This window comes from Actinomadura sp. GTD37 (genome assembly GCF_041951365.1).
In the GTDB taxonomy this organism is placed as follows: Bacteria; Actinomycetota; Actinomycetes; order Streptosporangiales; family Streptosporangiaceae; genus Spirillospora.
In genome coordinates this window covers 1-25,465 of record NZ_JBGNUS010000005.1, presented here as the reverse complement: position 1 = coordinate 25,465, position 25,465 = coordinate 1, and the positions used below count along the sequence as shown (strand labels likewise).

At 73.4% G+C, this 25,465-nt stretch carries 23 protein-coding genes; 14 read left to right on the top strand and 9 right to left on the bottom strand.

What is annotated here, in order from left to right:
• Positions 1 to 8: 8 nt before the first annotated feature.
• A complete protein-coding gene (locus tag ACA511_RS24710) occupies positions 9 to 857 on the top strand; it encodes a universal stress protein (protein WP_375026973.1) in 849 nt (282 codons plus the stop codon).
• A 104-nt stretch (positions 858 to 961) separates the two neighbouring features.
• Here the strand turns inward: ACA511_RS24710 and ACA511_RS24705 are convergent, their stop codons facing one another.
• On the bottom strand, positions 962 to 1,564 hold the full coding sequence (locus ACA511_RS24705) for a TetR/AcrR family transcriptional regulator (RefSeq protein ID WP_375026972.1): 603 nt from the start codon (positions 1,562 to 1,564) through the stop codon (positions 962 to 964).
• Between the two features lie 22 nt (positions 1,565 to 1,586).
• Here ACA511_RS24705 and ACA511_RS24700 point away from each other — a divergent pair, with 22 nt between their 5' ends.
• A complete protein-coding gene (locus ACA511_RS24700) occupies positions 1,587 to 1,727 on the top strand; it encodes a hypothetical protein (RefSeq protein WP_375026971.1) in 141 nt (46 codons plus the stop codon).
• 9 nt (positions 1,728 to 1,736) lie between these two features.
• Here ACA511_RS24700 and dmpG read toward each other — a convergent pair whose 3' ends face one another.
• The 3 genes from dmpG to ACA511_RS24685 are packed head-to-tail and all read right to left on the bottom strand — an operon-like array spanning position 1,737 to position 4,478.
• Positions 1,737 to 2,762, bottom strand: a complete 1,026-nt coding sequence (dmpG, locus tag ACA511_RS24695; RefSeq protein WP_375026970.1) for a 4-hydroxy-2-oxovalerate aldolase — start codon at positions 2,760 to 2,762, stop codon at positions 1,737 to 1,739.
• Positions 2,759 to 3,655 (bottom strand): acetaldehyde dehydrogenase (acetylating), encoded by an 897-nt coding sequence (locus ACA511_RS24690; protein ID WP_375026969.1) that lies wholly within the window; start codon positions 3,653 to 3,655, stop codon positions 2,759 to 2,761. The genes dmpG and ACA511_RS24690 overlap by 4 nt, the downstream gene beginning before the upstream one ends.
• Before the next feature lie 25 nt (positions 3,656 to 3,680).
• Entirely contained in the window at positions 3,681 to 4,478 is a 798-nt protein-coding gene (locus ACA511_RS24685) for a 2-keto-4-pentenoate hydratase (protein WP_375026968.1), read from the bottom strand.
• 107 nt (positions 4,479 to 4,585) lie between these two features.
• Here ACA511_RS24685 and ACA511_RS24680 point away from each other — a divergent pair, with 107 nt between their 5' ends.
• A complete protein-coding gene (locus ACA511_RS24680; RefSeq protein ID WP_375026967.1) occupies positions 4,586 to 5,323 on the top strand; it encodes an IclR family transcriptional regulator in 738 nt (245 codons plus the stop codon).
• On the opposite strand, the gene ACA511_RS24675 is transcribed toward ACA511_RS24680, so the two are convergent.
• Positions 5,320 to 8,082 (bottom strand): FAD-binding and (Fe-S)-binding domain-containing protein, encoded by a 2,763-nt coding sequence (locus ACA511_RS24675; protein ID WP_375027489.1) that lies wholly within the window; start codon positions 8,080 to 8,082, stop codon positions 5,320 to 5,322. The genes ACA511_RS24680 and ACA511_RS24675 overlap by 4 nt on opposite strands.
• 380 nt (positions 8,083 to 8,462) lie before the next feature.
• Between ACA511_RS24675 and ACA511_RS24670 the strand changes: the two genes are divergently transcribed.
• The 5 genes from ACA511_RS24670 (at position 8,463) to narI (ending at position 16,674) form a co-directional block, all read left to right on the top strand.
• On the top strand, positions 8,463 to 9,698 hold the full coding sequence (locus ACA511_RS24670) for an MFS transporter (protein WP_375026966.1): 1,236 nt from the start codon (positions 8,463 to 8,465) through the stop codon (positions 9,696 to 9,698).
• Positions 9,699 to 9,809: 111 nt separating this feature from the next.
• On the top strand, positions 9,810 to 13,475 hold the full coding sequence (locus ACA511_RS24665; protein ID WP_375027488.1) for a nitrate reductase subunit alpha: 3,666 nt from the start codon (positions 9,810 to 9,812) through the stop codon (positions 13,473 to 13,475).
• Complete coding sequence (gene narH / locus ACA511_RS24660) at positions 13,476 to 15,218, top strand: nitrate reductase subunit beta (RefSeq protein ID WP_375026965.1); 1,743 nt, start codon at positions 13,476 to 13,478, stop codon at positions 15,216 to 15,218.
• Entirely contained in the window at positions 15,215 to 15,901 is a 687-nt protein-coding gene (gene narJ, locus ACA511_RS24655) for a nitrate reductase molybdenum cofactor assembly chaperone (protein WP_375026964.1), read from the top strand. Before narH ends, narJ begins: the two co-directional genes overlap by 4 nt.
• A complete protein-coding gene (narI, locus tag ACA511_RS24650) occupies positions 15,898 to 16,674 on the top strand; it encodes a respiratory nitrate reductase subunit gamma (RefSeq protein WP_375026963.1) in 777 nt (258 codons plus the stop codon). Before narJ ends, narI begins: the two co-directional genes overlap by 4 nt.
• Before the next feature lie 69 nt (positions 16,675 to 16,743).
• Here the strand turns inward: narI and ACA511_RS24645 are convergent, their stop codons facing one another.
• The 3 genes from ACA511_RS24645 to ACA511_RS24635 all read right to left on the bottom strand — a co-directional run bounded on the left by ACA511_RS24645 (position 16,744) and on the right by ACA511_RS24635 (position 19,029).
• On the bottom strand, positions 16,744 to 17,940 hold the full coding sequence (locus tag ACA511_RS24645; RefSeq protein WP_375026962.1) for a globin domain-containing protein: 1,197 nt from the start codon (positions 17,938 to 17,940) through the stop codon (positions 16,744 to 16,746).
• 69 nt (positions 17,941 to 18,009) lie between these two features.
• Positions 18,010 to 18,426 carry a pyridoxamine 5'-phosphate oxidase family protein gene (locus ACA511_RS24640; RefSeq protein ID WP_375026961.1) on the bottom strand — a complete coding sequence of 139 codons (417 nt, stop codon included), beginning with the start codon at positions 18,424 to 18,426 and terminating at the stop codon, positions 18,010 to 18,012.
• A gap of 177 nt (positions 18,427 to 18,603) precedes the next feature.
• Positions 18,604 to 19,029, bottom strand: coding sequence for a pyridoxamine 5'-phosphate oxidase family protein (locus tag ACA511_RS24635; protein WP_375026960.1), 426 nt, complete (start codon positions 19,027 to 19,029; stop codon positions 18,604 to 18,606).
• A gap of 136 nt (positions 19,030 to 19,165) precedes the next feature.
• Here ACA511_RS24635 and ACA511_RS24630 point away from each other — a divergent pair, with 136 nt between their 5' ends.
• The 6 genes from ACA511_RS24630 to ACA511_RS24605 all read left to right on the top strand — a co-directional run bounded on the left by ACA511_RS24630 (position 19,166) and on the right by ACA511_RS24605 (position 23,833).
• Positions 19,166 to 19,555, top strand: coding sequence for a hypothetical protein (locus ACA511_RS24630; RefSeq protein WP_375026959.1), 390 nt, complete (start codon positions 19,166 to 19,168; stop codon positions 19,553 to 19,555).
• 83 nt (positions 19,556 to 19,638) lie between these two features.
• Entirely contained in the window at positions 19,639 to 20,514 is an 876-nt protein-coding gene (locus tag ACA511_RS24625; protein WP_375026958.1) for a Gfo/Idh/MocA family protein, read from the top strand.
• Positions 20,515 to 20,532: 18 nt separating this feature from the next.
• Entirely contained in the window at positions 20,533 to 20,925 is a 393-nt protein-coding gene (locus ACA511_RS24620) for a rhodanese-like domain-containing protein (RefSeq protein WP_375026957.1), read from the top strand.
• Positions 20,926 to 21,137: 212 nt separating this feature from the next.
• Complete coding sequence (locus ACA511_RS24615; protein WP_375026956.1) at positions 21,138 to 21,848, top strand: hypothetical protein; 711 nt, start codon at positions 21,138 to 21,140, stop codon at positions 21,846 to 21,848.
• 370 nt (positions 21,849 to 22,218) lie between these two features.
• A complete protein-coding gene (locus ACA511_RS24610) occupies positions 22,219 to 22,701 on the top strand; it encodes a metallophosphoesterase family protein (RefSeq protein ID WP_375026955.1) in 483 nt (160 codons plus the stop codon).
• Positions 22,702 to 22,999: 298 nt separating this feature from the next.
• The gene (locus ACA511_RS24605) at positions 23,000 to 23,833 is read left to right on the top strand and encodes a crotonase/enoyl-CoA hydratase family protein (protein ID WP_375026954.1); all 834 of its coding nucleotides are present in this window, start codon (positions 23,000 to 23,002) and stop codon (positions 23,831 to 23,833) included.
• A gap of 80 nt (positions 23,834 to 23,913) precedes the next feature.
• Here ACA511_RS24605 and ACA511_RS24600 read toward each other — a convergent pair whose 3' ends face one another.
• Positions 23,914 to 24,759 (bottom strand): patatin-like phospholipase family protein, encoded by an 846-nt coding sequence (locus ACA511_RS24600; RefSeq protein WP_375026953.1) that lies wholly within the window; start codon positions 24,757 to 24,759, stop codon positions 23,914 to 23,916.
• Positions 24,760 to 25,465 lie beyond the last annotated feature (706 nt).

Below are 25,465 nucleotides of genomic sequence, written 5' to 3'. Positions count from 1 at the left end.
GAGCGACGATGACTGAACGACGCGGTGTGGTCGTGGGCTACGACGGGTCCCGGCAGAGCGAGGCGGCCGTCCGGTGGGCGGCGGAGGCGGCGCGGCTGCGGGGGGTTCCGCTGACCGTGGTGCACGCCTGGGAGATGTTCTCGGCCGTCGGGCCGATGGCGATACCGGTCGCCGACCTGCGGGCGGCGGCCGAGGAGGTCGTGGCGGAGGGGGCCCGGCACGCGCGCGACGTGGCCGCCGGGGTGGACGCGCACGCCGTGCTCGGCCGCGGCGGGCCGACGACGGCGCTGATCGAGGCCGCTGCGGGAGCCGAACTGCTGGTCGTGGGCTCGCGCGGCCGCGGCGGGTTCACCGACCTGGTGCTCGGCTCGACGGGCGTGGAACTCGCCGCGCACGGCCCGTGCCCGGTCGTGGTCGTCCGCGAGCACCGGGTCGAGGGCCCCGTGGTGGTAGGGGTGGACGGCTCCGCGGCCGCGCAGGAGGCGCTCGGGCTGGCGTTCACCGAGGCGCGGCTGCGCGGCGCGGACCTGGTGGCGCTGGTCGCCTGGCCGGCCGACGCCGACCCGGGCCCCGCGCCGCTCGTGGACGCCGCCGGACTGCGCGAGTTCGCCGGCGACCGGCTCACCCGGATCGTCGCGCCCTGGCGGGAGAAGCACCCGGACGTCGCCGTCCGGACCGAGGTCGTCACCGGCCCGCCCCGCCAGGTGCTGCTCACCGCCGCGAAGGACGCCGGCCTCCTCGTCGTCGGCTCCCGCGGCCTCGGCGGTTTCCGCGGGCTGCTGCTGGGCTCGGTCAGCCACGCGCTGCTGCACCACGCCGCCTGCCCGGTCGCCGTCGCGCACGCCCCCCGCGACTGACCGGGCCCCGAGACGCGCGGGCGGCCCGGCGAGGGCGCCCGCGCGTCGTGCCGTCGCGCCCGCGCGTTCTGCCATGGGGCCCGCGCTCCGTCCCGCCGCGCGGGTCACGGCTCGGCGACCAGCGCCTCCGTGGCGTCCAGCGCGGGAGCGGTCGGCAGGTCGGGGTCCAGGATCAGCTGGAGCAGCAGGCCGTCCAGCATCGCGGTGAACAGCATCGCGGTGCCCTCGCGGCGCTCCGCCGGCCAGTCCGGGCACAGGTGGCCGAGCCGCGCCGCGATCCGGGCCCGGACGGTGCGCGACCAGTCCCGCCGCTCGGCGCCCATCCGCGGGTCGCGCAGCGCCCGCACCAGCAGTTCGGCGGCGAGCCGCAGGTTGCGCTCGCCGGCCGCCATGCGCGGCACGAGGTCGCGCAGCGCGCGCAGCGCGGCCGGGGTGTCGGGCGCGGCGACCAGCGCGTCCACCACCGGGTCGACGATCATCTCGCTGGCGCGCTGCGCGACCGCGACGTGCAGGCCCGGCAGCCCGTTGAAGTAGTGGTGGAGCAGGCCCGGACGGGTGCGGGCGCGGTCGGTGACGGCCCGCGCGGTGACCGCCGGCCAGCCGCCCTCGGCGAGCAGGTCGAGACCGATCTTCACGAGCTGGTCCCGGCGCGCCCGCCCGCGCGGAGTCGACGCGGGACTCACGACGGCGGGGTCCTCGTGGGTCATGCCGCCCAAGCTATCCCAACGCTTGCAGCGTGCAAAGATCGTCGCCCGGCGGCCGCGGCGATTCCGGGACCGGCCCCCGGGCATGCGGCAGGCGGGCACGGCGGCCGTGTACGACGGCCCCCGCGCCCTCCTGGACGACCGGGACGCGACCCCGCTCGCGTAGGGGTCCGCCCTACGACGCGCGCTCGCGCTCCGCGCGGAGCTGGAGCGCCACGTCGATGATCATGTCCTCCTGGCCGCCGACGTAGCCGGCCTCGCCGACCTTCTGCAGGATCTCGTGCGCCGGGACGCCGTAGCGCTCGGCGGCCCGCTCGGCGTGCAGCAGGAAGCTGGAGTACACGCCCGCGTACCCCTGCGTGATCGCGCCCCGGTCGGCGAACGGCAGCCGGTGCAGGAACGGCTTCACGACGTCGTCCGCCGCCGCCAGCGCGCCCTGCACGTCCACGCCCGTCGGGACGCCCAGCCGCTCGAACGTCGCGACCAGCACCTCGGTGGGGGAGTTGCCCGCCCCCGCGCCGAGCGCGCACAGCGCCCCGTCGATCTGCCGGGCGCCGTTCTGCTGCGCCAGCACCGAGTTCGCGACGCCCAGCGACAGGTTCTGGTGCCCGTGGAACCCGACCTGCGCCTCGTGCCCGATCTCCTTCACCAGCGCGCTGATCCGCTCCTGCGCGTCGCCGAGGACGAGCGCGCCGGCGGAGTCGACGACGTAGACGCACTGCGCGCCGCCGTCCACCATGATCCGCGCCTGCTTCGCCAGCTCCTCCGGGCCGACCCGGTGCGACAGCATGAGGAACCCGACGGTCTCCATGCCGAGGTCGCGGGCGGCGGCGAAGTGCTGCAGCGACACGTCCGCCTCGGTGCAGTGCGTCGCGACCCGCGCGACCGACGCGCCCGCGTCGTGCGCCATCTTCAGGTCGTGGACGGTGCCGAGGCCCGGCAGCAGCAGGACGGCGATCTTGGCGCGGGTCGTCTCGTCCACGGCGGCGGCGACGAGCTTGACGTCGTCCTCCAGCGAGAAGCCGTAGTTGAAGGACGAGCCGCCGAGGCCGTCGCCGTGCGTGACCTCGATGACCTCCACCCCGGCCGCGTCCAGCGCGTGCACGACCCCGCGGACCTGCTCCTCGGTGAAGCGGTGCGCCATCGCGTGGCTGCCGTCCCGCAGCGTCGAGTCGGTGATCCGGATCTTGTCCGCGGTCACGATGCCACCTTCCTGCGCGCGAGCTGCTCGCCCACCCGGGCGGCGGCCGCGGTCATGATGTCGAGGTTGCCGGCCCAGGGCGGCAGGTAGTCGCCGTTCCCGCGGACCTCCAGGAACACCGCGACGCGGGCCATCCCGTTCCAGATGTCGCGGGGCTCGTCGAACTGCGGCTCGGCGCGCAGCGTGTAGCCGGGCACGTAGGCGGCCACTTCGGCGACCATCGTGTCGATCGACGCCGAGATCGCCTTGGTGTCGGCGTCGGACGGGATCGCGCAGTACACCGTGTCCCGCATGATCATGGGCGGGTCGACCGGGTTCAGGATGATGATCGCCTTGCCCCGCCCGGCGCCGCCGACCTGCTCGATCGCGCGGGCGGTGGTCTCGGTGAACTCGTCGATGTTCGCGCGCGTGCCGGGACCGGCGGACCGCGACGCGATCGACGCGACGATCTCCGCGTACGGGACCGGGACGACCGACGACACCGCGTGCACGATCGGGATCGTCGCCTGCCCGCCGCACGTGATCATGTTGAGGTTCGGGGCGTCCGACAGCGTGTCCAGGTTCACCGGCGGGCACACGAGCGGGCCCGCCGCCGCCGGGGTCAGGTCGATCGCGGTGATCCCGGCCTCCGCGTAGCGCGGCGCGTTCGCCAGGTGCGCCTTCGCCGACGTCGCCTCGAACACGATGTCGGGGAGCGTCGGCTGCTTCAGCAGCCAGTCCACGCCCTCCGCCGACGCCTCGACGCCCATCTTGCGGGCGCGCTCCAGGCCGTCCGACTCGGGCACCACGCCGATCATCGAGTGGACGTCGATCAGCTCGCTGCGCGTCAGCTTGACCAGCAGGTCGGTGCCGATGTTGCCCGGCCCGACGATCGCGGCCGTCAGTCCGCTCATGCCCGCTCCCCCCGGTTCACTTCGCTCATGTCAGCTCCTCTTCTCCGAACCGGGCGGTCACGGAACCGATCCCGGCGAACGTCGCCGTCAGCGTCTCCCCGGGCGCGACCGGCACGGCGGCGGTGATCGAGCCGGGCAGCACCACGTGGCCCGCCTCCAGCGACACGCCGCGCTCGCCGAGCACGTTGGCCAGCCACACCAGCGCGTTGATCGGCGAACCCAGCACCGCGCCGCCCGCGCCGGTGTCGATCAGGTCGCCGTCGCGGCGCAGCAGGCAGCCCATCAGTGACAGGTCGTGGTCGTCGAGCCGGACGGGACGGGTGCCGAGCACGACGCCGCCGCTGGAGGCGTTGTCGGCGATCGTGTCCGGCAGGGTGATCTTCCAGTCCGCGATGCGGGAGTCGATGACCTCCAGCGCCGGCAGCACGTACTCGACGGCGGCGACGGCGTCGGCCGTCGTCGCGCCGGGCCCGGCGAGCGGCCGGCCCAGCACGAACGCGATCTCCGGCTCGATCCGGGGCTGCAGGAACCGGCCGGTGTCGATCGGGGCGCTCTCCTGCAGGAACATGGTGTCGAGCAGGACGCCGAAGTCCGGCTGGTCCACGCCCATCTGGCGCTGCATCGCGGCCGAGGTCAGCCCGACCTTGTGGCCCTTGATCCGCGCCCCGGCGGCGGTCCACGCCTCGACCTGGGCGAGCTGGACCGCGTAGGCGTCGGCCACCGACATGCCCGGATGGTCCTTCGTCAGCGGCGGGATGGGAGTGCCGGTGGCGTACGCGTCGAGCAGCGCCGCCGCGGCCTTCTCCACGGAACCCGGGTCCATTGGGCCGTCCTTTCGTTGTCTGCGCAGGCCCGAGCCTCTCCCGCGCGGGGCGCCGCGGGCAATGCGGCCGTCCCGCGTGGTGGGACACTTCTTCTACAGTGGGCGCCATGCCGCCGGACGACACCTTCCTGCGCCGCGCCGTCGCCGTGCTGACCGCGTTCCGGGCGGACGACGACGGGCTCGGCGCCGCCGAACTCGCCCGCCGCAGCGGCCTGCCGCGGTCCACCGCCCACCGGATCGCGCTCGAACTCGCCGAGGCGGGCCTCCTGGAACGCGACGGCACCCGGGTGCGGCTCGGGCTGAAGCTGTTCGAGATCGGGCAGCGGGTGCCGCGCCAGCGGGTCCTGCGGGACGCGGCCGCCCCCTACATGTCGGACCTGCGGGAGGCGACCCGGCAGACCGTCCACCTCGCGGTGCTGGAGGGCACCGAGGTCGTCTACGTGGAGATCCTCGGCTCCTCGGGCGGGCCCCGGCTGCCGTCCCAGGTCGGCGGGCGGCTGCCCGCGCACGTCACCGGGGTGGGCAAGGCGATCCTGGCGTTCTCCCCGCCGGACGCGGTGCGGGCCGTCATGGACGGGGGCCTGGTCAAGCGGAGCACGCGCAGCGTCGCCGCGCCGGGGCTGCTCGCGAAGGAGCTGGCGAAGATCCGCCGCGAGGGCGTCGCCTACGACCGGGAGGAGTCCGGCGCCGGGATCGTGTGCGCGGCGAGCCCCGTCCTCGGCCCGGACGGCCTGGCCCTGGGCGCCCTGTCGGTGTCGGGCTGGGCGACGAGGATGCGGCTGGCCGCGGTGGCCCCGGCCGTCCACACCGCCGCCCTGACCCTCTCCCGCACCCTCCAGGGCTAGCCGCCGGGCAGGTGGCGGGCCAGGAGCTGGGCCAGGTGCTCGCCGCCGCGGTCCGCCAGCTCGCTCAGCTGGGTCCGGCAGCTGAACCCGTCGGCGAGGACGACCCCGTCCTCGCCGGTCCTCCGGACGGCCGGGAGCAGCGACGTCTCGGCGACCGCGACCGAGACGTCGTGGTGGCCCTTCTCGACGCCGAAGTTCCCGGCGAGGCCGCAGCAGCCGCCGACCCGGCCGACCTCCGCGCCCGCCCTCCGCAGCAGGGCCGCGTCCTTCGCCCAGCCCATGACGGCGTGGTGATGGCAGTGCGGCTGCGCGATCCCCGTCACGCCGGACAGGTCGGGCGGCGTCCAGTCGCCGGTCTCGGCGAGCAGCTCGGCCAGCGTGCGGGTCGCGGCGGCCACCTCGCGCGCGGCGGCGGCGTCCACGCCGCGCAGCAGCTCTCCGGCGTCCGACCGCAGCACGCCCGTGCAGGACGGCTCCATGCCGACGACCTTCGCGCCGCCCCGGACGTGGGGGAGCAGCGCGCGGACGGCCCGCCGGGCCTGCGCGCGCGCCCCGTCCAGCTGGCCCGTGGAGATCCACGTGATCCCGCAGCACACGGGCCGCTCGGTGACCGTCACGCGGTAGCCGGCGTGCTCCAGCACCTTCACCGTCGCCTCGCCCACCTCGGGGGAGAACGCGTCGGTGAAGCTGTCGACGAACAGGACGACGTCGCCGTTGCGCCCCTCCGGGCTCCGGTGCGACGCGAACCGGCGCCGGAACGTCACGGGCGCGAACGCGGGCAGCGTCCGCCGCCGGTCGATCCCCGCGCCCCACGCGACCAGCGGCTTCAGGGCGCGCGACCGCATCGCCGCGTTCACCGCCCGGATCGACGCGGGCGCCCTCGCCGCGAGCCGCGTCCAGCGCGGAAGCCACCCCAGCGCGTAGTGGGCGCGCGGCCGGACCCGCCTCCGGTACCGCTGGTGCAGCGCCTCCGCCTTGTAGGACGCCATGTCGACGCCGGTCGGGCAGTCGGACGCGCACCCCTTGCACGAAAGGCACAGGTCGAGGACGTCGTGCAGCGCGCCGGACTTCCAGCCGTCCGGCCCGAGCTTCCCGCTGACGACCTCCTGGAGCACCCGCGCCCGCCCCCGCGTGGAGTCCTTCTCCTCCCGCGTGGCCAGGTAGGACGGGCACATGACGCCGCCCGCCGCCGTGTTGTCGGCGCGGCACTTGCCCACGCCGGTGCACCGGTGCACGGCCCGCGACAGGTCGCCGCGGTCGTCCCGGTAGGCGAGACCGAGGCCCCGGTTCAGCGGGACGAGCCCCACGGCGCGCAGATCGCCGTCCACCGGCGCGGGCCGGACGATCACTCCGGGGTTCAGCACGTCGTCCGGGTCGAACACGTCCTTGACGGCCGAGCACAGCGCGAGCGCCTCGGCGGAGTACATGTGCGGCAGCAGTTCGCTCCGTGCCCGCCCGTCGCCGTGCTCGCCCGACATGGTGCCGCCGTGCCGCGCCGCGAGCGCCGCCGCGTCGTCGAGGAAGCCGCGGAAGATCCGCGCCCCCTCCGCCCGCCCGAACGGGAAGTCGATCCGCACGTGGACGCACCCGTCCCCGAAGTGCCCGTAGGGGACGCCGAACAGCCGGTAGCCGTCCAGCAGCGCCTCGAACTCCCGCAGGTAGGCGCCGAGCCGCTCGGGCGGGACGGCCGCGTCCTCCCACCCCGCGTGGGCCTGCTCGCCGCCGGGCGTCCGCGCGACGAGCCCGGAGCCGTCCTCCCGGATGCGCCACAGCGCCTCGGCGAGCGCCGCGTCCTCGACGAGCATCGAGCCGAGGCATCCGGAGTCGCCGGCGACCTTCCGCGCGGTGGCCCGCAGCGGCCCGATCGCGTCCCCGGCGAGCTCCACGAGCAGCCACCCGGACCCGTCCGGGAGCGGCGGCACGGCGTCCGCGCCCCGCCGCTCCCGCACGACGTTCGTGATCCGCGAATCCAGCCCCTCGCACGCCACGGGCCCGTGCGGCAGGATCGCCGGCACGGCGTCGGCGGCCTCCGCCATCGACCCGTACCCCAGCACGACGAGCACCCGGCACGCGGGCTCCCGCACCATCCGGACCCGCGCGGCCAGCGTCAGGGCCAGCGTCCCCTCGCTCCCCACCAGCGCCCGCGCGACGTCGAAGCCCTTCTCCGGCAGCAGGTGTTCGAGCGAGTAACCGGAGACCTGCCGCCCGAACCGCCCGAACTCCGTCCGGATCAGCGCGAGGTTCTCGCCCGCCAGGCCCCGGAGCCGCTCCAGGAGGCCGCTCTCCGCCGCGCCGCCGGGGACGTCCCCGAGCCGGAGCCGCTCCCCGGTCCCGGCGACCACGTCGAGCCCGAGCACGTTGTCGCTCGTCCGCCCGTATCCGAGCGCCCGCGACCCGCACGCGTTGTTCCCGATCATCCCGCCCAGCGTCGCACGCGTCCGGGTGGACGGGTCGGGCCCGAACCGCAGCCCGTGCCCGGCCGCGACCTGGTGCAGCCGCGCCTGCACGATCCCCGGCTCGACCAGCGCCGTCCCCGCGTCCGGATCGATCTCCAGCACCCGGTTCAGGTGCCGGCCGACGTCCACCACGACACCCGGCCCGACCGCGTTGCCCGCGATGGACGTCCCGCCGCCCCGCATCGTCAGCGGGGCCCCGGCGGCCCGGCACACCTCCAGCACGACCGGCAGCTCCCCGGCCTCCCGGGGCGTGACGACGACCGCCGGCGGCACCCGGTACAGCGAGGCGTCGGACGAGTACATCGACCGCGCGAGCGCCGAGTCGTCCACCCCCGAGACCCCGGCCCGCCGCAACGCCTCCGCGACCTCGCGATGCTCGCCCACCGAACCTCCGTCCCCAGCAGCGGACTCCCCACAGCCACGTTAGTACCCGCGGCCCCGTCCACCCCCGGCCAACGCCGGGGAAGACGCGGCCGCCGCGCCTGGAACAGCCGTCCTGAGCCGCGCCGCACCGGCCGCCGGCGGCGCCCGCCACCAGGACGTTCGGCGGGACGAAGGTCCCTTCTGACCGGTCCGCGCGTCCGCGAGGGTGGGTACCGGCGGGATGACGATCATGGTTATCCCGCCTGTGCTTGGGGAAGGCCCAACGGAATGCGCTGGGAGCGATGGAAATGGTGCGGCAGGTGACGGAAGCTCGGCAGGAAGACGGGCCGGCGGGGTCCGGGCGCGCCGCCGGCGGCGGGCGGGCCGTGGTCATGCTGGCGATGGCGACCCTCGGGTTCGCGGTGAACTTCTGGGCGTGGGCGCTGCTGAGCCCGCTCGGCCCGCGGTTCAAGGACTCGCTGGCGCTGACGTCGTTCGAGCAGTCGCTGCTCGTGGCGGTGCCGGTGGTGGTGGGGTCGCTCGGGCGGATCCCGGTGGGGGCGCTGACGGACCGGTTCGGCGGGCGGGTGATGTTCCCCGCGGTGTCGCTGATCACGATCGTGCCCGTCCTGTACCTGGGGCTCGCCGGGCACTCCTCGCTGCCGGCGCTGCTGGTCGGCGGCTTCTTCCTCGGCATCGGCGGGACGGCGTTCGCGGTCGGGGTCCCGTTCGTGAACGCCTGGTTCCCGCCGGAGCGGCGCGGGCTCGCGATCGGGGTCTTCGGCGCGGGCATGGGCGGCACCGCGATCAGCGCGCTGACGACCGTCAAAGAGGTCGACCGGTTCGGGATGGAGTTCCCGTTCGAGGTGATGGCCGCCCTGCTCGCCGTGTACGCGGTGGCCGCGTGGTTCGTGCTGCGGGAGGCGCCGGGGCGCACCGCGCCGACCGAGCCGCTCGCGAAGCGGCTCGCCGCGACCGCCCGGATGGGCGTCACCTGGCAGATGTCCGCGCTGTACGCGGTGGCCTTCGGCGGCTACGTGGCGTTCTCGGTCTACCTGCCCACGTACCTGAAGGCGGAGTACGGGCTGGCGCAGGCGGACGCGGCGAACCGGATGGCGGGGTTCGTGCTGCTGGCCGTCGTGATGCGGCCGGTCGGCGGGTGGCTCTCGGACCGGATCGGCGCGGTGCGGGTGATGACCGCCGCACTGGCCGTGACGGTGCTGGGCGCGGTCGCCCAGTCGTTCGCGCCCGCGCTGATGCCGGTGGGGACGATCGCGTTCCTGGCGATGGCGGCCGCGCTCGGCGCCGCCAGCGGTGCGACGTTCGCGCTGGTCGCCCAGCTGGCCCCGGCGAACAGGGTCGGCGCGGTCACGGGTGTGGTCGGCGCCGCGGGCGGCCTCGGCGGGTTCGTCCCGCCGCTGGTGATGGGCGCCCTGTGGGGCAGCCTCGGGGAGTACCGGATCGGCCTGCTCCTCCTCGCGATCGTCGCCGCCTCGGCCGGGGTGTTCACCGCGACGTCCGTCCGGCGCGCCGTGGCGACGCGCCGGGCGACCTGAATCGCGGCATCCCGCCGGGGACCGGCGGGATGCCGCCGCCTGGGGGCAATTTGTCCCAGATTATTCGGAAGAAGGGGATCCGACTTGAGTTCGACCCACGGCCGGCCAGGGATGGACGGCCCGCTGGAAGACGCGCTGGTGAGCACCCGCAGGTACTTCACCCGCACCCGCGTCTCGCCCGATCTGCGGACGATGACCAAGAAGGGCGGCCGGGAGGCCGACGCCTTCTACCGCGACCGCTGGTCGCACGACAAGGTGGTGCGCTCGACCCACGGGGTGAACTGCACGGGGTCGTGCTCCTGGAAGGTGTACGTCAAGGACGGCATCATCACCTGGGAGGCGCAGCAGACCGACTACCCGTCGGTCGGCCCCGACCGCCCCGAGTACGAGCCGCGCGGCTGCCCCCGGGGCGCCTCGTTCTCCTGGTACACCTACTCGCCGACGCGGGTCAGGTACCCCTACGTGCGCGGCGTCCTGCTGGAGATGTACCGGGAGGCCAGGTCCCGGACCGGCGACCCCGTGCAGGCGTGGCGCGAGATCGTCTCCGACCCGGAGAAGGCCCGCGTCTACAAGGACGCGCGCGGGCGCGGCGGCCTCGTCCGGGCCACATGGGACGAGGCGACCGAGATGATCGCCGCCGCGCACGTCCACACGATCAAGGAGTTCGGCCCCGACCGGGTCGCCGGGTTCTCCCCGATCCCGGCGATGTCGATGGTGTCGCACGCGGCCGGCTCCCGGTTCGTGTCCATGCTCGGCGGGACGATGCTGTCGTTCTACGACTGGTACGCCGACCTCCCGGTGGCGTCCCCGCAGGTGTTCGGCGACCAGACCGACGTCCCCGAGTCGGGCGACTGGTGGGACGCCGGCTACCTCATCATGTGGGGCTCCAACGTGCCGGTGACCCGCACCCCCGACGCGCACTGGATGACCGAGGCCCGCTACCGGGGCCAGAAGGTCGTCGCGGTCTCCCCGGACTACGCCGACAACGTCAAGTTCGCCGACGAGTGGCTCGCCGCGCAGCCCGGCACCGACGGCGCCCTGGCGATGGCCATGGGGCACGTCGTCCTCAAGGAGTTCTTCGTCGACCGGCAGGTCCCGTACTTCACCGACTACGTGAAGCGCTACAGCGACCTGCCGTTCCTGGTGCGCCTGGAGGAGCGCGGCGGGACGTACGTCCCCGGCAAGTTCCTCACGGCCGCCGACCTCCCCGGCGCCGAGTCCGAGTCCGAGCACGCCGCGTTCAAGACCGTCCTCCTGGACGCGAACACCGGCCTTCCGCTCGTCCCGAACGGGTCGCTCGGCTTCCGGTACGGCGACGCCGGCGAGGGCAAGTGGAACCTCGACCTGGGCGACGCCGACCCGCTGCTGTCCGTCGCGGGCGGCGCGGCGGTCGAGATCGAGCTGGCCCGGTTCGACGGCGTCGACGGCGCGCCGGGAACGCTCCGGCGGGGCGTGCCCGTCCGCGACGTCGGCGGCCACCTGGTCACGACCGTGTACGACCTGATGCTCGCCCAGTACGGCGTCGCGCGGGACGGCCTGCCGGGCTCCTGGCCGACCGGGTACGACGACGCGTCCGAGCCGGGCACCCCGGCGTGGCAGGAGACCATCACCGGCGTCCCGGCGCAGGCCGCCGAGCGGATCGGCCGCGAGTACGCCGCGAACGCCGAGGAGACCCGCGGCCGCTCGATGATCATCATGGGCGCGGGCACCAACCACTGGTTCCACTCCGACACGATCTACCGGACGTTCCTCGCGCTGACCACGCTGACCGGCGGGCAGGGCGTGAACGGCGGCGGCTGGGCGCACTACGTCGGGCAGGAGAAGTGCCGCCCGGTCACCGGGTGGGCGCAGCTGGCGTTCGGGCTGGACTGGTCCCGCCCGCCCCGGCAGATGATCGGGACGGCGTTCTGGTACCTGCACACCGACCAGTTCCGCTACGACCAGTTCGACGCGGGCACCCTGTCGGCGGCGACCGGCGGCGGCACGTTCGCCGGGCGGTCCACCGCCGACGTGATCGCGCAGGCGGCGCGGCTCGGCTGGATGCCGTCCTACCCGACGTTCGACCGCAACCCCCTCACCCTCGCCGACGAGGCGGAGGCCGCCGGGAAGCCGGCCGCCGAGTACGTCGTGGACGAGCTGAAGGCGAACCGGCTCAAGTTCGCCTGCCAGGACCCGGACGCGCCGGAGAACTTCCCCCGCGTCCTGACGGTCTGGCGGTCCAACCTGCTCGGGTCGTCCGCGAAGGGCAACGAGTACTTCCTGCGGCACCTGCTCGGCGCGGCCGACGCCGTCCGGGCCGAGGAGACGCCGCCGGGCCTCCGGCCGGAGGAGGTCGTCTGGCGGGACGAGGCCCCCGCGGGCAAGCTCGACCTGCTGCTGTCGCTCGACTTCCGGATGACCAGCACCACCGTCTACTCCGACATCGTGCTGCCGGCGGCGACCTGGTACGAGAAGCACGACCTGAACACGACCGACATGCACCCGTTCGTGCACTCGTTCAACCCGGCGATCGGGCCGCCCTGGCAGACCCGCAGCGACTGGCGCGCCTTCCAGGACATCGCGGACGCGTTCAGCCGCCTCGCCGAGGGCCGCCTCGGCGTCCGCAAGGACGTCGTCGCCATGCCGCTGCTGCACGACACCCCCGACGAGATGGCGAACCCGCACGGGCGCGTCCTCGACTGGGCGAAGGGCGAGTGCGAGCCGGTCCCCGGCGTGACGATGCCGAAGCTCGTGACGGTCGAGCGCGACTACCCGGCGCTCGCGGCGAAGATGACCGCGCTCGGCCCGCTCGCCGAGCGGCTCGGCGCGACCACCAAGGGCGTCACGTTCGAGCTGGGGAAGCAGGTCGAGTACCTCAAGCACAAGAACGGCGTCGTGCGCGGCGGCCCGGCCGACGGCCGCCCGTCGCTGCGGCGGGACGTGCACGCCTGCGAGATGATCCTCGCGTTCTCCGGCACGACGAACGGGCAGCTGGCCACCCAGGGCTTCAAGACGGTGGAGCGGCGCACCGGCACCAGGCTCGCCGACCTCGCCGCCGAGCACGAGGGCAAGCAGATCACGTTCGCCGACACCCAGGCCCGCCCCGTCCCGGTCATCACGTCCCCGGAATGGTCGGGGTCGGAGAGCGGCGGGCGCCGCTACTCCCCGTTCACGATCAACGTCGAGCGCCTGAAGCCCTGGCACACCCTCACCGGGCGGCAGCACTTCTACCTCGACCACGACTGGATGGCCGAGCTCGGCGAGCAGCTGCCGACGTTCCGGCCGCCGCTCAACATGTCCGCCCTGTTCGGCGAGCCGGAACTGGGGGAGACCGGCGAGCTGGGGCTGACCCTCCGCTACCTCACCCCGCACAACAAGTGGTCGATCCACTCCGAGTACCAGGACAACCTGTTCATGCTGTCGCTGTCGCGCGGCGGCCCGGTCATCTGGATGAGCGGGGTGGACGCCGCCAAGATCGGCGTCCGCGACAACGACTGGATCGAGGCGGTCAACCGCAACGGCGTCGTCGTCGCCCGCGCGATCGTCACGCACCGGATGCCCGAGGGCACCGTGTACATGTACCACGCGCAGGACAAGCTGATCGACGTCCCGCGCGCGGAGACGTCCGGCCGCCGCGGCGGCATCCACAACTCCCTGACCCGGTTGCTGATCAAGCCGAGTCACCTCATCGGCGGGTACGCGCAGCTGTCGTTCGCGTTCAACTACCTCGGGCCGACCGGCAACCAGCGCGACGAGGTCACCGTCATCCGCCGCCGCTCCCAGGAGGTGCAGTACTAGATGCGCGTCATGGCGCAGATGTCGATGGTCATGAACCTCGACAAGTGCATCGGCTGCCACACCTGCTCCGTCACCTGCAAGCAGGCGTGGACGAACCGCAGCGGCGTCGAGTACGTCTGGTTCAACAACGTCGAGACCCGTCCCGGCCAGGGCTACCCCCGCCAGTACGAGGACCAGGAGAAGTGGCGCGGCGGCTGGACGCTCAACAAGCGCGGCCGGCTCGCGCTCAAGGGCGGCAGCCGGATGCGCAAGCTGCTGACGATCTTCTCCAACCCGAAGCTGCCCGGGATCGACGACTACTACGAGCCCTGGACCTACGACTACGAGACCCTCACCGACGCGCCGCTGCAGGAGCACACGCCGGTCGCCCGGCCGAAGTCGCTGCTGTCCGGCAAGGACATGAAGGTCTCCTGGTCGGCGAACTGGGACGACGACCTCGGCGGGTCCGTGGAGCACGGCGGCAAGGACGTCCTGCTCAAGGAGATCTCCGACAAGGTGAAGATGGAGTTCGACAAGACCTTCATGTTCTACCTGCCGCGGATCTGCGAGCACTGCCTCAACCCGTCCTGCGCGGCGTCCTGCCCGTCCGGCGCGATCTACAAGCGCGCCGAGGACGGCATCGTCCTGGTCGACCAGGACAAGTGCCGCGGCTGGCGGATGTGCGTGTCCGGCTGCCCGTACAAGAAGGTGTACTTCAACCACCGGACCGGCAAGGCCGAGAAGTGCACCTTCTGCTTCCCGCGCATCGAGGTCGGCCTGCCGACGGTGTGCGCGGAGACGTGCGTCGGGCGGCTCCGCTACATCGGCCTGGTGCTGTACGACGCCGACAAGGTGCTGGAGGCCGCGTCCACGCCCGACGACAAGGACCTGTACGAGGCGCAGCGCGGCGTGTTCCTCGACCCGAACGACCCGGAGGTCATCGCGGGGGCCCTGCGGGAGGGCATCCCGCAGGACTGGATCGAGGCCGCGCAGCGGTCCCCGATCTACGCGCTCATCAACACCTTCAAGGTGGCGCTGCCGCTGCACCCGGAGTACCGGACGATGCCGATGGTCTGGTACATCCCGCCGCTGTCGCCGGTCGTGGACGTCATCCGCGACACCGGCCACGACGCCGAGGACAAGGGCAACCTGTTCGCGGCGATCGACGCGCTGCGCATCCCCGTCGAGTACCTGGCGGAGCTGTTCACCGCCGGCGACGCCGCGGTCGTGGACGGCGTCCTGCGCCGGCTCGCCGCGATGCGCTCCTACATGCGCGACATCAACCTAGGCCGCGAGCCCGACCCCACCATCCCCGAGGGCGTCGGGATGAGCGGCGAGGAGATGTACGACATGTTCCGGCTGCTGGCGCTCGCGAAGTACGACGAGCGGTACGTGATCCCCACCGCGCACGCCGAGCAGGCGCACAGCCTGGAGGAGATCGCCACCGAGTGCAGCCTGGACTACGACGGCGGCCCCGGCATGGGCGGCGCCGGGCTGCCGGGCGGCTCCGGCCCGTTCGGCGAGGCGTCCGGGCGCCCCAACCCGATCGCGGTGGAGAACTTCCACATGCTGCGGGAGCGGCAGACGTCCGACAACCCGGTCGACCCGGCGGACAAGCACAAACGCGTCAACCTGCTCAACTGGGACGGCAAGGGGGCGCCCACCGGGCTGTTCCCCGAGCGCGGGGGAGACCCGGGCGTCGGACCGGACGGCACCAACCCGCCCGCCGACTCGGGCGCCGCCGGAACGGAGCCGAAACCGTGAGGATCAGAGCCCCGAAGACCGCCGGGTTCGGCGACACCGAGCTGGCCACCGCCTGGCAGGCGGCGTCGCTGCTGCTCGGCTACCCCGACGAGGAGCTGCTGGCACGGCGCCCGCTGCTGCGCCGCGCCGTCGCGGACCTGCCGGAGCGGGCCGCGGAGCCGCTCGGCCGCGTCCTCGACCACCTCGACGCGACGCCGCCGGGCGACCTCGCCGCCGAGTACGTCGCCACGTTCGACTACCGGAAGCGGTGCTGCCTCTACCTGACGTACTACGCCTACGGCGACACCCGCAAGCGGGGCATGGCCCTGCTGCGGTTCAAACAGGCGTACCAGGCGGCGGGGCTCGACCTCGGCGACGGCGAGCTGCCCGACCACCTGGCCGTCGTCCTGGAGTTCGCCGCGACCGCCGACCCGGCGCAGGGGCGGCGGCTGCTGATCGAGCACCGCGCCGGCCTGGAGCTGCTGCGCATCTCGCTCACCGAGGCGGGGTCGCCGTGGGCGCCCGTCCTGGACGCGGTCTCGGCGACGCTGCCGCCGCTCACCGGCCGCAACGAGGACGTCCTCGCCCGCCTCATCGCCGAGGGGCCGCCGGACGAGACGGTCGGCCTCGCCCCCTACGGCGCCGACGCGGGCGTCATGGGTCCCGTCCTGCTGCCAGATCCCGTCGTTGGAGCCCCCTCATGACCAGCACCCTGCCCGTCCTCGCCGCCGAGAGCGGCGGCGGCGACCCGGGCGTCCTCGGCACCCTGCTGTGGGTCGCCCTGCCCTACGTCACCATCGCGGTGTTCGTCCTCGGGCACGTCTGGCGGTACCGCTACGACAAGTTCGGGTGGACGACCCGCTCGTCCCAGCTGTACGAGCGGCGGCTGCTGCGCATCGGCAGCCCGCTGTTCCACTTCGGGATCCTGCTGGTCGCGGGCGGCCACGTCGGCGGGCTGATCATCCCGGACGGCTGGACGGAGGCGGTGGGGATCTCCGAGCACATGTACCACGTCGTCGCGGTCGTCCTCGGCACGGCCGCCGGGTTCTGCACCCTGGCGGGCCTCGCGATCCTGATCTACCGGCGCCGGACGGTCGGCCCGGTGTTCCTCGCGACCACCCGCAACGACAAGATGATGTACGTGGTGCTGGCCGGGACCATCGTCATCGGGCTGGCCGCGACGGTCGCCGCCAACGTCATCGGCGACGGCTACAACTACCGGGAGACGATCTCCCCGTGGTTCCGGTCGGTCTTCTACTTCCAGCCGGACCCGGACCTGATGACGGGCGTGCCGGTCCTGTTCCAGGTGCACGCGCTCAGCGCGCTGCTGCTGTTCTGCATCTGGCCGTTCACGCGGCTGGTGCACATGCTGACCGCGCCGATCGGGTACCTGACGCGTCCCTACATCGTCTACCGCAGCCGCGACGAGCACCTCGGCATGCACGAGACGCGCCGGGGCTGGGAGCGGGTCCAGTAAGCCCGGCCGACACGGGGAACGCTCCCACTCCGGCGCCGGAATGGGAGCGTTCCCCGTATCGGCCCGGGATCAGCGGATCCAGAGGTCGGGGCCGAACACCTCGTAGTGGATGCGCTCGTCCGACACTCCGGCGGCGAGCAGGCCCCGCCGGATCTCGCGCATGAACGGCAGCGGCCCGCACATGAAGACGCGGGCCTTGTCCGGCAGCGGCAGCGCGGCGACGTCGATCCGGCCGGGCCGGACGTCCTCGCCGAGCGCGGCCTCGCCGGGCTCCTCGTACCAGGTCAGCTGCCGGAACCCGGTCATCCGCCCGCCCGCCTCGGCGATCTGGCCGCGCAGCGCGTGCGCGCCGGGGTCGCGGTCGGCGTGGACGGCCAGCACCGGGCGGTCCGGGGCGGTGACGGCCAGGTGGTCGATGATCGCGGCGGCGGGCGTGACGCCGATGCCCGCGCTGATGACGACGAGCGGGTCCTCCCCGTCGTCCAGCACGACGTCGCCGAACGGGCGGGACAGCTCCAGCTCGTCTCCGGCCGCGACGTGGTCGAACAGGTACGCCGAGACGGCGCCGTCCGGTGCGGAGTCCTCGCCGCGCACGCGGCGGACCGTGATCTGGATCGTGTCGCCCGCCGCCCGCGACAGCGTGTACTGGCGGGGCTGGCGCAGGCCGTCCGGCAGCGTCACGGCGACGGAGACGTACTGGCCGGGACGGTGCGCGGCGACCTCCCCGCCGCCCGCGGGCGCCAGCACGAGCGAGATCACGTCCGCCGCCTCGTCCCGCCGCTCCACGACCCGCCACGGCGTGCACGGGACGGCCGGGTCGCAGCCGGCCTCCTGGTACAGCCGCGCCTCCTCGGCGATCAGCAGCGTCGCGAACAGCCAGTACACCTCGGACCAGGCCGCGTGCACCTCCGGCGTCACCGCGTCGCCGAGCACGTCGGCCACCGCGTCCATCAGGTGCCGCCCGACGATCGTGTACTGCTCGGGGCGGATGCCGAGCGAGGCGTGCTTGTGCGCGATCCGCGGCAGCATCTGCTGGAACGGCGTCGCGGACCCGGGGTCCACCAGGTGCGAGGCGAACGCGGCCACCGACCCGGCGAGCGCCTGCCGCTGCTCGCCGTTGGCCTGGTTCCCCTGGTTGAACACGTTCCGCAGCTCGGGATGCGCGGCGAACATCGCCGCGTAGAACCGGCCGGTGATCTCGACACCGTTGGCGCCGACGGCGGGCAGTGTGGCGCGCACTGTGTCGGCGTGGTCGGACGACAGCATCAGGAGCCTTCCTCTGGGGGACGAAATGATCGTAGGCCCTTATTGGCGCTACGCCAATAAGGGATTGTCTCAACGGGCGGACGGGATGCGGCGGCCGGTGACCCGCCACAGCGGGACGCGGACGAAGTGGTCGCGCGGACCCGGCGCCCACGGCCGCAGCGGCAGCCGCGCCAGCCGCGCGGCCTCCGCCGGGTCGGTCACCGCACGGGCCTGCCCGACCACGGTCACCGACCAGCCCGTCCGGGCGGCCGGGTCGAACGCGTCCACCTCGAACGCGACGATGGCGCCGCGCAGCGCCGCGTCGAACTTCGAGCCCGGCGCGGTGCGGACGACCACGGCCTCGTCCCCGTCCAGGACGAAGGTGACCGGCTGGATCGCGGGCAGCGCCTGATCGGTGTAGACGACGCGCCCCACCGGCGCGGACCGCAGCAGCGCCACGCACTCCTCGCGGCCGAGGGTCTCCATGGCTTCTCCGACGGATGTCATGGCACCAGCGTCTCCGCCGGCGGGCATCGGCGGGCAGAGGCGAACGTCCTGTTCAGCGCGCGGGAGCGGCGTCCAAGGTCCCCTCCGGGCACGGGCCCGCGCCCCTGCCGGGCGCCCGCCGCGGGACGGCGGCCGGAGATCGGACGAGCGCACCCGGGACGGCCCGCCGGGGGGCCGTCACGAGGCGGCGGCCGCGGGCCCGCCGATCCGGCGGCCGGTGATCAGCTCGGGCCGGATCCGGATGAAGTGGTCGCGCTCGCCGGGGGCCCAGCTGCGCAGCGGCAGGGCCTCCAGCGCGGCCGCGTCGCCGGGGTCGGCGACGTGCCGGGCGGGACCGACCGCCACCACCGACCAGCCCGTCTCCGCCGCGGTGTCGAACTCGTCGATCTCGAAGGCGACGATCGTGTCGGCGGCGGCCTTGGCCAGCCGCGACGTCCGCGACGTCCGGAACACGATGGCGCCGTCGCTGACGGCGAAGTTCACCGGCTGGACGGCCGGCAGCGCGTGATGGGTGAACACGATCCGCCCGATCGTCGCGCGTGACAGGAGGGCGCGGCACTCGTCCTCGTCGAGGATCTCCAGGCCGCTGTGGTCGAGCTGCATGCGTCCAGCGTGGAACGCCCGCACGCCCCGCCGTTAGGGACGAAGGTCCCCAATCCCGGGGTGGTGCCGGAACACGCCGGAGAGGCCGGTAACGTCCCGGTAATTCGATCGACGCCCGGTACATCCTGGAGGCCCCGTGCTCGCCCTCACCACCGCCGACGTGCGCCTCTTCCTGCACGTGCTCGCCGCGACGATCTGGGTCGGCGGCCAGATCACGCTCGGCGCGCTCGTCCCCGCGCTGCGCGGCCACGAGGGCGTCACCAAGATCGCCGCGCGCCGCTACAACCTGATCGCCTGGCCCGCGTTCGGCGTGCTCGTCCTCACCGGGATCTGGAACATCACCGCGGGCGACATGGGCGGCGCCGCGCAGCGGACACTGGAGGTGAAGCTCGTCTTCGTGCTGCTGTCGGGGGTGGCGGCGTTCCTGCACACGCGCGCCGCGTCCAAGGCCGGGCTCGCCGTCTGGGGCGCGCTCGGCGCGGTGGGCGCCCTCGCCGCCCTCTTCTTCGGCGTCCAGCTCGGCTGACCCCGCCGTCCGGAGGTGCTGAAGGGACCGCGGCCCGCGTGCACGACGCAGGGGTTCTCGTCCTGATCGTCTAGGTTTGCCCCATGAGCGATTCTGTGGCGGTGGGGCTGGTCGGGGCGGGTCCCTGGGCCGGGATGGTGCACGCGCCCGCGCTGGCGGGCGGGCCGTCGACGCGGCTCGCGGGCGTGTGGGCGCGGCGCCCCGAGGCGTCCGCCGGACTGGCCGGAAAGCACGGGGCGCCCTCCTTCGAGCGCATCGAGGACCTGTTCGACGCCTGCGAGGCCGTCGCGTTCTCCGTCCCGCCGGACGTCCAGGCCGACCTCGCCGCGCGGGCCGCCCGCGCGGGCAAGGCCGTCCTGCTGGAGAAGCCCCTCGCCATGGACCTGGACGGCGCGCGCGGGCTCGCCGGAGCCATCGCCGACGCGGGCGTGGTCTCGCAAATGGTCTTCACGCTGCGCTACTCGCGCGCTGCCCGCGACTTCCTCGGCCGGGTGAGCGGCCTCGACCCGTTCGGCGGCTACGGCTCGTTCGTCTCCTCGGTGCTGAGCGGCGGGCCGTTCGCCACCCCGTGGCGGCTGGAGAAGGGCGCATTGCTCGACCTCGGCCCGCACATCGTCGACCTGCTGGACGCCGCGCTCGGCCGCGTCACCGGCGTCCGCGCGCACGGCGACCCGCTGGGCTGGCTGGGCCTCACGCTGGAGCACGAGGGCGGCGCGGTCAGCCAGGCGTCCGTCTCGATGGCGGGGACGGGCGAGCTGCCGCCCGCCCGCGTCGAGGTGTACGGCCGCAAGGGACACGCCGTCCTCGACTGGTCGCAGCTGGGCGACGACGCGTTCGCGACGATGGTCGCCGAGTTCGCCGCCGCCGTCCGGGGCGGGCCCGCACCGCCGCTGGACGCCGCGCACGGCCTGCGCATCCAGGAGGTGCTCGCGTCCGCGGACGCGCAGCTCAGGGCGTGAGCCTGGCATGCTGAAACCATGACACGAACGATCGATGAGATCCTCGCCGACGCGCGCGGCAGGCTCGAACGGCTGGACCCCGGCACGGCCCACGCGGAGGCGCGCGAGGGCGCGATCCTGGTCGACATCCGCCCGGCGGCCCAGCGGGCGGACGAGGGAGAGGTCCCCGGCGCGCTGATCGTGGAGCGCAACGTCCTCGAATGGCGCTTCGACCCGGCGTCCCAGGCCCGGCTGCCCGAGGCGACCGGCCACGACGTGCGCGTCATCGTGCTCTGCTCGGAGGGCTACACCTCCAGCCTCGCCGCCGCGTCCCTGCACGACCTCGGCCTGACCCGCGCGACCGACGTCGTGGGCGGGTTCAAGGCGTGGCGGGCCGAGGGCCTGCCGGCGACCGGGGGAGCGGGCGGGTAAAGGGCCGCAGCCGGGCGGGCGCCCCCGGCGAGGGGGGCGCCCGCACACCCAATTCGCCTATTTCGGCGGTCTATATCGCACTCGCCTTAGGACTCGGTTCCGCATTTTTATCGGACTTCTACAGAACACGATTTTCTTTCACATCGGGTCTTGATTTCCTGGATCACTCGGGTAGAAAAAATGAAACTCTCTTCCCGAGGAGGAAACCCCCCGTGAAAGCTCCCATCCTCCGGCTGGTCGCGCCGCTGGCCGCCGCGTCCGCCGCTCTGGCCCTGACGGCGACCGGCGCGTCCGCCGCCACCACCACCATCCGCCAAGAGACCGCCACCGGTGCCGCCTACTCCGGAAACTGGCAGGTCTCGACCGTCGGGCCCCTCACCTTCTCCGTCGTCTACCTGGGCTCCACCGTGACCGGCTCCTGCGAGAGCGCGACCCTCCAGGGCGCGGTCGAGTCGACGGGGGCCGGCGAACTCACCGCGGCGTCCATCGGCGCCTGCCAGACGTCCAACGGGCTCAGCTCGCCCGCGACGGACCTCGACCTGTCGCAGCTCCCCGACCGCAGCGGCCAGATCGCCTACGACCCCGTCGCCGGCGGCCGCGACGGCGTCCTGTCCATCAACGGCGGCCTCACCTTCAAGCTGGAAGGCAAGATCCTCGGCATCCCCATCACCTGCAACTACGGGTTCCAGACCGGCGGCACACCCGGGCTGAGCTTCGACGTCTACAACCGCGACAACCCGAACCGTCCGCTCGCGGGCCAGGACGACGCCCAGGGCAAGACCGACAACATCACCCTGGTGCGGCAGTCCGGAAGCAGCAGCCTCTGCCCCGCCAACGGCACCGGCAGCGGCGCCGGGATCGCCCGCGGGGAGACCACGCCGGGCTCCGGCGTCTTCGACCGCAAGCTCTACCTGACCTCGTAGCGAGGAGAGGCGGCCGGACCCCGAGACCGGTGCAAGGGAGTGATCATCCACCTCGGGGCCCGGCCGCACTCACTTGGTCCTCGCGGTGCTGGGTCGCCGTGTCGGAACGGCCGGGGGCGTACGGCCGGGATCCCGCTGGACGAATCGCGAGGAATTCGAGCGTAACTCCGCTGGTCAGCACTATGTAATGACTCGGTGCTTACAGTTGTTTCCCACCGGTGTCCGGAACCCGCCGTGGCAAAATCACCCGCGCCGGGCACCGCGTCCCGTCCGGGGCCGACCCCCGGCATCGAGATGCGGACGGACGTCACCGGTCTGTTCCGCATAGGGTTCGCTCGCCTCCCTGCGGAACAATGGGGGTGTGAGAGTCGTGGCCATTTCCGACACGCACGCGCCCCGGCGCTGGAAGTCGTGCCCGCCGCGCGTGGCCGAGCACCTGCGCGGCGCGGACGTGATCCTGCACGCCGGTGACGTGTGCACCGCGTCCGTCCTGGACGAACTGGCCGAGTACGCGCCCGTCCACGCCGTCCTCGGCAACAACGACGGGCCGGACGTCGCGGCCTGGGGCGCCCCCGAGCGCCTCGAACTCGACCTGGGCGGCCTGGCCGTCGCGATGGTCCACGACAGCGGCCAGGCGCGCGGCCGGACGGCCCGCATGCGCCGCTGGTTCCCCGCCGCCGACCTCGTCGTCTTCGGCCACTCGCACATCCCGCTGGACGAGACGGGCGACGGCGTCCGCGTCTTCAACCCGGGATCGCCCACCGACCGGCGCCGCCGGCCGCACGGCACCCTCGGCCTCCTCGACGTCCACGACGGCCGCCTCACCGCCGTGAAGATCGTCCCTGTGACCTGAGCGGCGCGGGCCGCCCTCGGCGAGGGCCTTCATCGATCGAGTCCGCCCACCATGCCGACAACGACGTCCGAGGCACGGAGAGGCGAGGGAGTGCAGGAACAGCGCGGTGACCAGGTCGTAGGCCCCTCCGGGGGGCGCGGATCGCCGGACGCCTCCACCGCGTGCCCGCGCGGACCGACCGTGGGGGCGGTGACCGTCCACGCGCCTTCGGCGAGATCAGGGGAGGCCGCTCTCGACTGGCCGCGGCGCGCGTGGAATCGTCCCTGGGAATGATCGACTCGATGGAGGGGAGCGCGGCATGACCGACCGCGTCAGCGTGAACGTCCACGAAGGGGTCGCCGACGTGCGGCTCAACCGGCCCGACAAGCTGAACGCCCTCGACATGGCCACGTTCGAGGCGCTCGCCGAGACGGGGGACGCGCTCGCCGCGGACGCGTCCGTCCGGGCCGTGGTCCTGTCGGGGGAGGGGCGCGCCTTCTGCGCCGGGCTCGACTTCGCCAACTTCGCCGCCATGGCCGGCGACTCGCCGCCGGCCGGCGGCGGCGAACGGTTCACGCGTCTCGCGAACGACATCACGGACCGCGAGCCGGGACGCATCACCAACCTCGGGCAGCAGGCCGTGCACGTCTGGCGGGAACTGCCGCAGCCCGTCATCGCCGCGGTCCACGGGCACGCCCTCGGCGGCGGGCTGCAGATCGCGCTCGGCGCCGACATCCGGATCGTCGCCCCCGACGCGAGGCTGTCCGTCCTGGAGATCCGCTGGGGCCTCGTCCCCGACATGACCGGGACCGCGGCGCTGATCCGCCTCGTCGGCGAGGACGTCGCGAAGGAACTCACCTTCACCGGCCGCATGATCTCCGGCGAGGACGCCGCCCGGATCGGCCTCGCCACCCGCACCGCGGACGACCCGCGCGCCGCCGCGACCGAACTCGCCCGCGAGATCGCCGGCAACAGCCCGGAAGCCGTGCGCGGCGCCAAGCGGCTGCTCAACCGCGCGGCGGACCACGACCTGGCCGGGCAGTTCCTCGACGAGTCGCGGACGCTCGGCGCGCTGCGCGGCAGCCCCAACCAGGCCGAGGCCGTCCGCGCCTACTTCGAGAAGCGCCCGCCGTCCTTCACCGACCCCGCCTGACGCGCCGGATCGCGGCGTGCCCGCCCTCGGGACGGACCGCACGAGAGCGGCACGCCGCGCCGGAACGGCCGGTCGCCGGGCTAGACCGCCCAGAAAGAGGAGGTCCTCGCGGCGGCCGCCCCGCCCTGCGCGAGCCCCGCGTTCGCCGACGGGGTGCGGGTGGACGGGTCCAGCGGGTCGTCGCCGAACGCCGCCAGCGACGCCTCGTCCGGGACGATCACCTCGACGCGGCCGCCCCTGCCCTCCACCTCGGCGACGTCCGCGGCCGGCACGGGGCCGTCCATCGGCGCGATCAGCAGCACGCGCCCATGCCCCGCCGCGAGATCGAGGTTGTTCGGCGACCGCACCCCGCCGTCCACGTAGCGGATTCCCCCGATCGTCACCGGCGGCCAGATCATCGGGATGGCGCAGCTGGCCGCGACCGCGTCCACCAGGGAGACGCCCGAGTCGCGGTCGAACACGCGCAGGTCACCGGTCAGCGCGTTCACCGCCGTGACCCGCAGATCCCGGGCCGGCCATTCGTGGACGGGCAGCCGCGCCTCGATCACGGCCCGGCGCTTGGTCTCGTCGACCGTGTCGGTCGCCAAAGCCCGCGCCCCGAGACCCCGGCGGATCGCCGCCGGATCCGGGTCCTTCTCAGCGAGCCGCATCCAGATCTCCCCGAACTCGGTGAGCGAGACACCCCCGGAGGGGACCAGCTCGGGGTTCTGCAGGGCCGGGTCGGCCTGGCGCGCGAACAGCTCCCCGAGGGCGAGGCCGCTGCCGATCTGCGCGGCCACCGCCGCCCCCGCCGAAGTGCCGAGCAGCAGGTCCGCGCCGGTGACGTCCGTCCCCTCGCCGGTGATCCCCGCGAGCACACCCGTCAGCCAGGCGATCCCCGCGACACCGCCGCCCCCGAGCACCAGGGCGCGTCCGTTCTCACTCATGACCAGTCCTTCCCCTCGAAGACCGTCAGAGCGTAGAAGCGCGGTATGACACTTCCGCGCCGGGCCGGGGCACGCGTGGAGCGGCCCGGCCGGGCGCGCCGATTTGACGGTGCCGCTCCGACCACGTAAGTTAACCCCTCGTCCCCCTCACGGATGCAGGACGCCCGCATGGCGGCCGGCCGGACGACGGGGAAACCCACTACGAACCAGTTAATGCGGCTTCGCCGTGTCCGCTGTGCCGTGGTGGCGTCGGAAAAGGCTCGGTTTTGACAATCCGGCTGGATCTGATGAAATAGCTCCACCGCCCGGAAGGCGCCGCGGAAGCGGCAACGGAAGGGTGTTATCGGAGAAAGCCGAAATTGACAGACCTGCCGGATCCGATAAAGTAAGGCGAGTCGCCCCGGAGCGGGAAACGCGAAAGCGGGTCCAGCGCGGTGGGTGTCCGTTTCTTGAGAACTCAACAGCGTGTTAAAAGCCAGTGCCTTTATCGGCTCGGTCTTCTTTTTGGGGGCCGGGTCGCCCCGCGATCATCTTCGGATGGTCGGGGATTTCTTTGAGGCAATGCACGGCCCTCTTTTGTGGGGGTGCGTGTTTGCTGGGATTTTCTTCGAGGTTTGGCCGGCTGGGGTTCGCCCCTTGGTTGGTCGTTTGGACCTTAATGGAGAGTTTGATCCTGGCTCAGGACGAACGCTGGCGGCGTGCTTAA

Bases quoted from the DNA above. Each gene is read 5' to 3' on its own strand.
- ACA511_RS24710 (WP_375026973.1), top strand. From the start codon at position 9: ATGACTGAACGACGCGGTGTGGTCGTGGGCTACGACGGGTCCCGGCAG.
- ACA511_RS24705 (WP_375026972.1), bottom strand. From the start codon at position 1,564: ATGACCCACGAGGACCCCGCCGTCGTGAGTCCCGCGTCGACTCCGCGC.
- ACA511_RS24690 (WP_375026969.1), bottom strand. From the start codon at position 3,655: ATGAGCGGACTGACGGCCGCGATCGTCGGGCCGGGCAACATCGGCACC.
- ACA511_RS24685 (WP_375026968.1), bottom strand. From the start codon at position 4,478: ATGGACCCGGGTTCCGTGGAGAAGGCCGCGGCGGCGCTGCTCGACGCG.
- ACA511_RS24680 (WP_375026967.1), top strand. From the start codon at position 4,586: ATGCCGCCGGACGACACCTTCCTGCGCCGCGCCGTCGCCGTGCTGACC.
- ACA511_RS24675 (WP_375027489.1), bottom strand. From the start codon at position 8,082: ATGTACTCGTCCGACGCCTCGCTGTACCGGGTGCCGCCGGCGGTCGTC.
- ACA511_RS24665 (WP_375027488.1), top strand. From the start codon at position 9,810: ATGGACGGCCCGCTGGAAGACGCGCTGGTGAGCACCCGCAGGTACTTC.
- narH (WP_375026965.1), top strand. From the start codon at position 13,476: ATGCGCGTCATGGCGCAGATGTCGATGGTCATGAACCTCGACAAGTGC.
- narI (WP_375026963.1), top strand. From the start codon at position 15,898: ATGACCAGCACCCTGCCCGTCCTCGCCGCCGAGAGCGGCGGCGGCGAC.
- ACA511_RS24645 (WP_375026962.1), bottom strand. From the start codon at position 17,940: ATGCTGTCGTCCGACCACGCCGACACAGTGCGCGCCACACTGCCCGCC.
- ACA511_RS24640 (WP_375026961.1), bottom strand. From the start codon at position 18,426: ATGACATCCGTCGGAGAAGCCATGGAGACCCTCGGCCGCGAGGAGTGC.
- ACA511_RS24635 (WP_375026960.1), bottom strand. From the start codon at position 19,029: ATGCAGCTCGACCACAGCGGCCTGGAGATCCTCGACGAGGACGAGTGC.
- ACA511_RS24625 (WP_375026958.1), top strand. From the start codon at position 19,639: ATGAGCGATTCTGTGGCGGTGGGGCTGGTCGGGGCGGGTCCCTGGGCC.
- ACA511_RS24620 (WP_375026957.1), top strand. From the start codon at position 20,533: ATGACACGAACGATCGATGAGATCCTCGCCGACGCGCGCGGCAGGCTC.
- ACA511_RS24605 (WP_375026954.1), top strand. From the start codon at position 23,000: ATGACCGACCGCGTCAGCGTGAACGTCCACGAAGGGGTCGCCGACGTG.
- ACA511_RS24600 (WP_375026953.1), bottom strand. From the start codon at position 24,759: ATGAGTGAGAACGGACGCGCCCTGGTGCTCGGGGGCGGCGGTGTCGCG.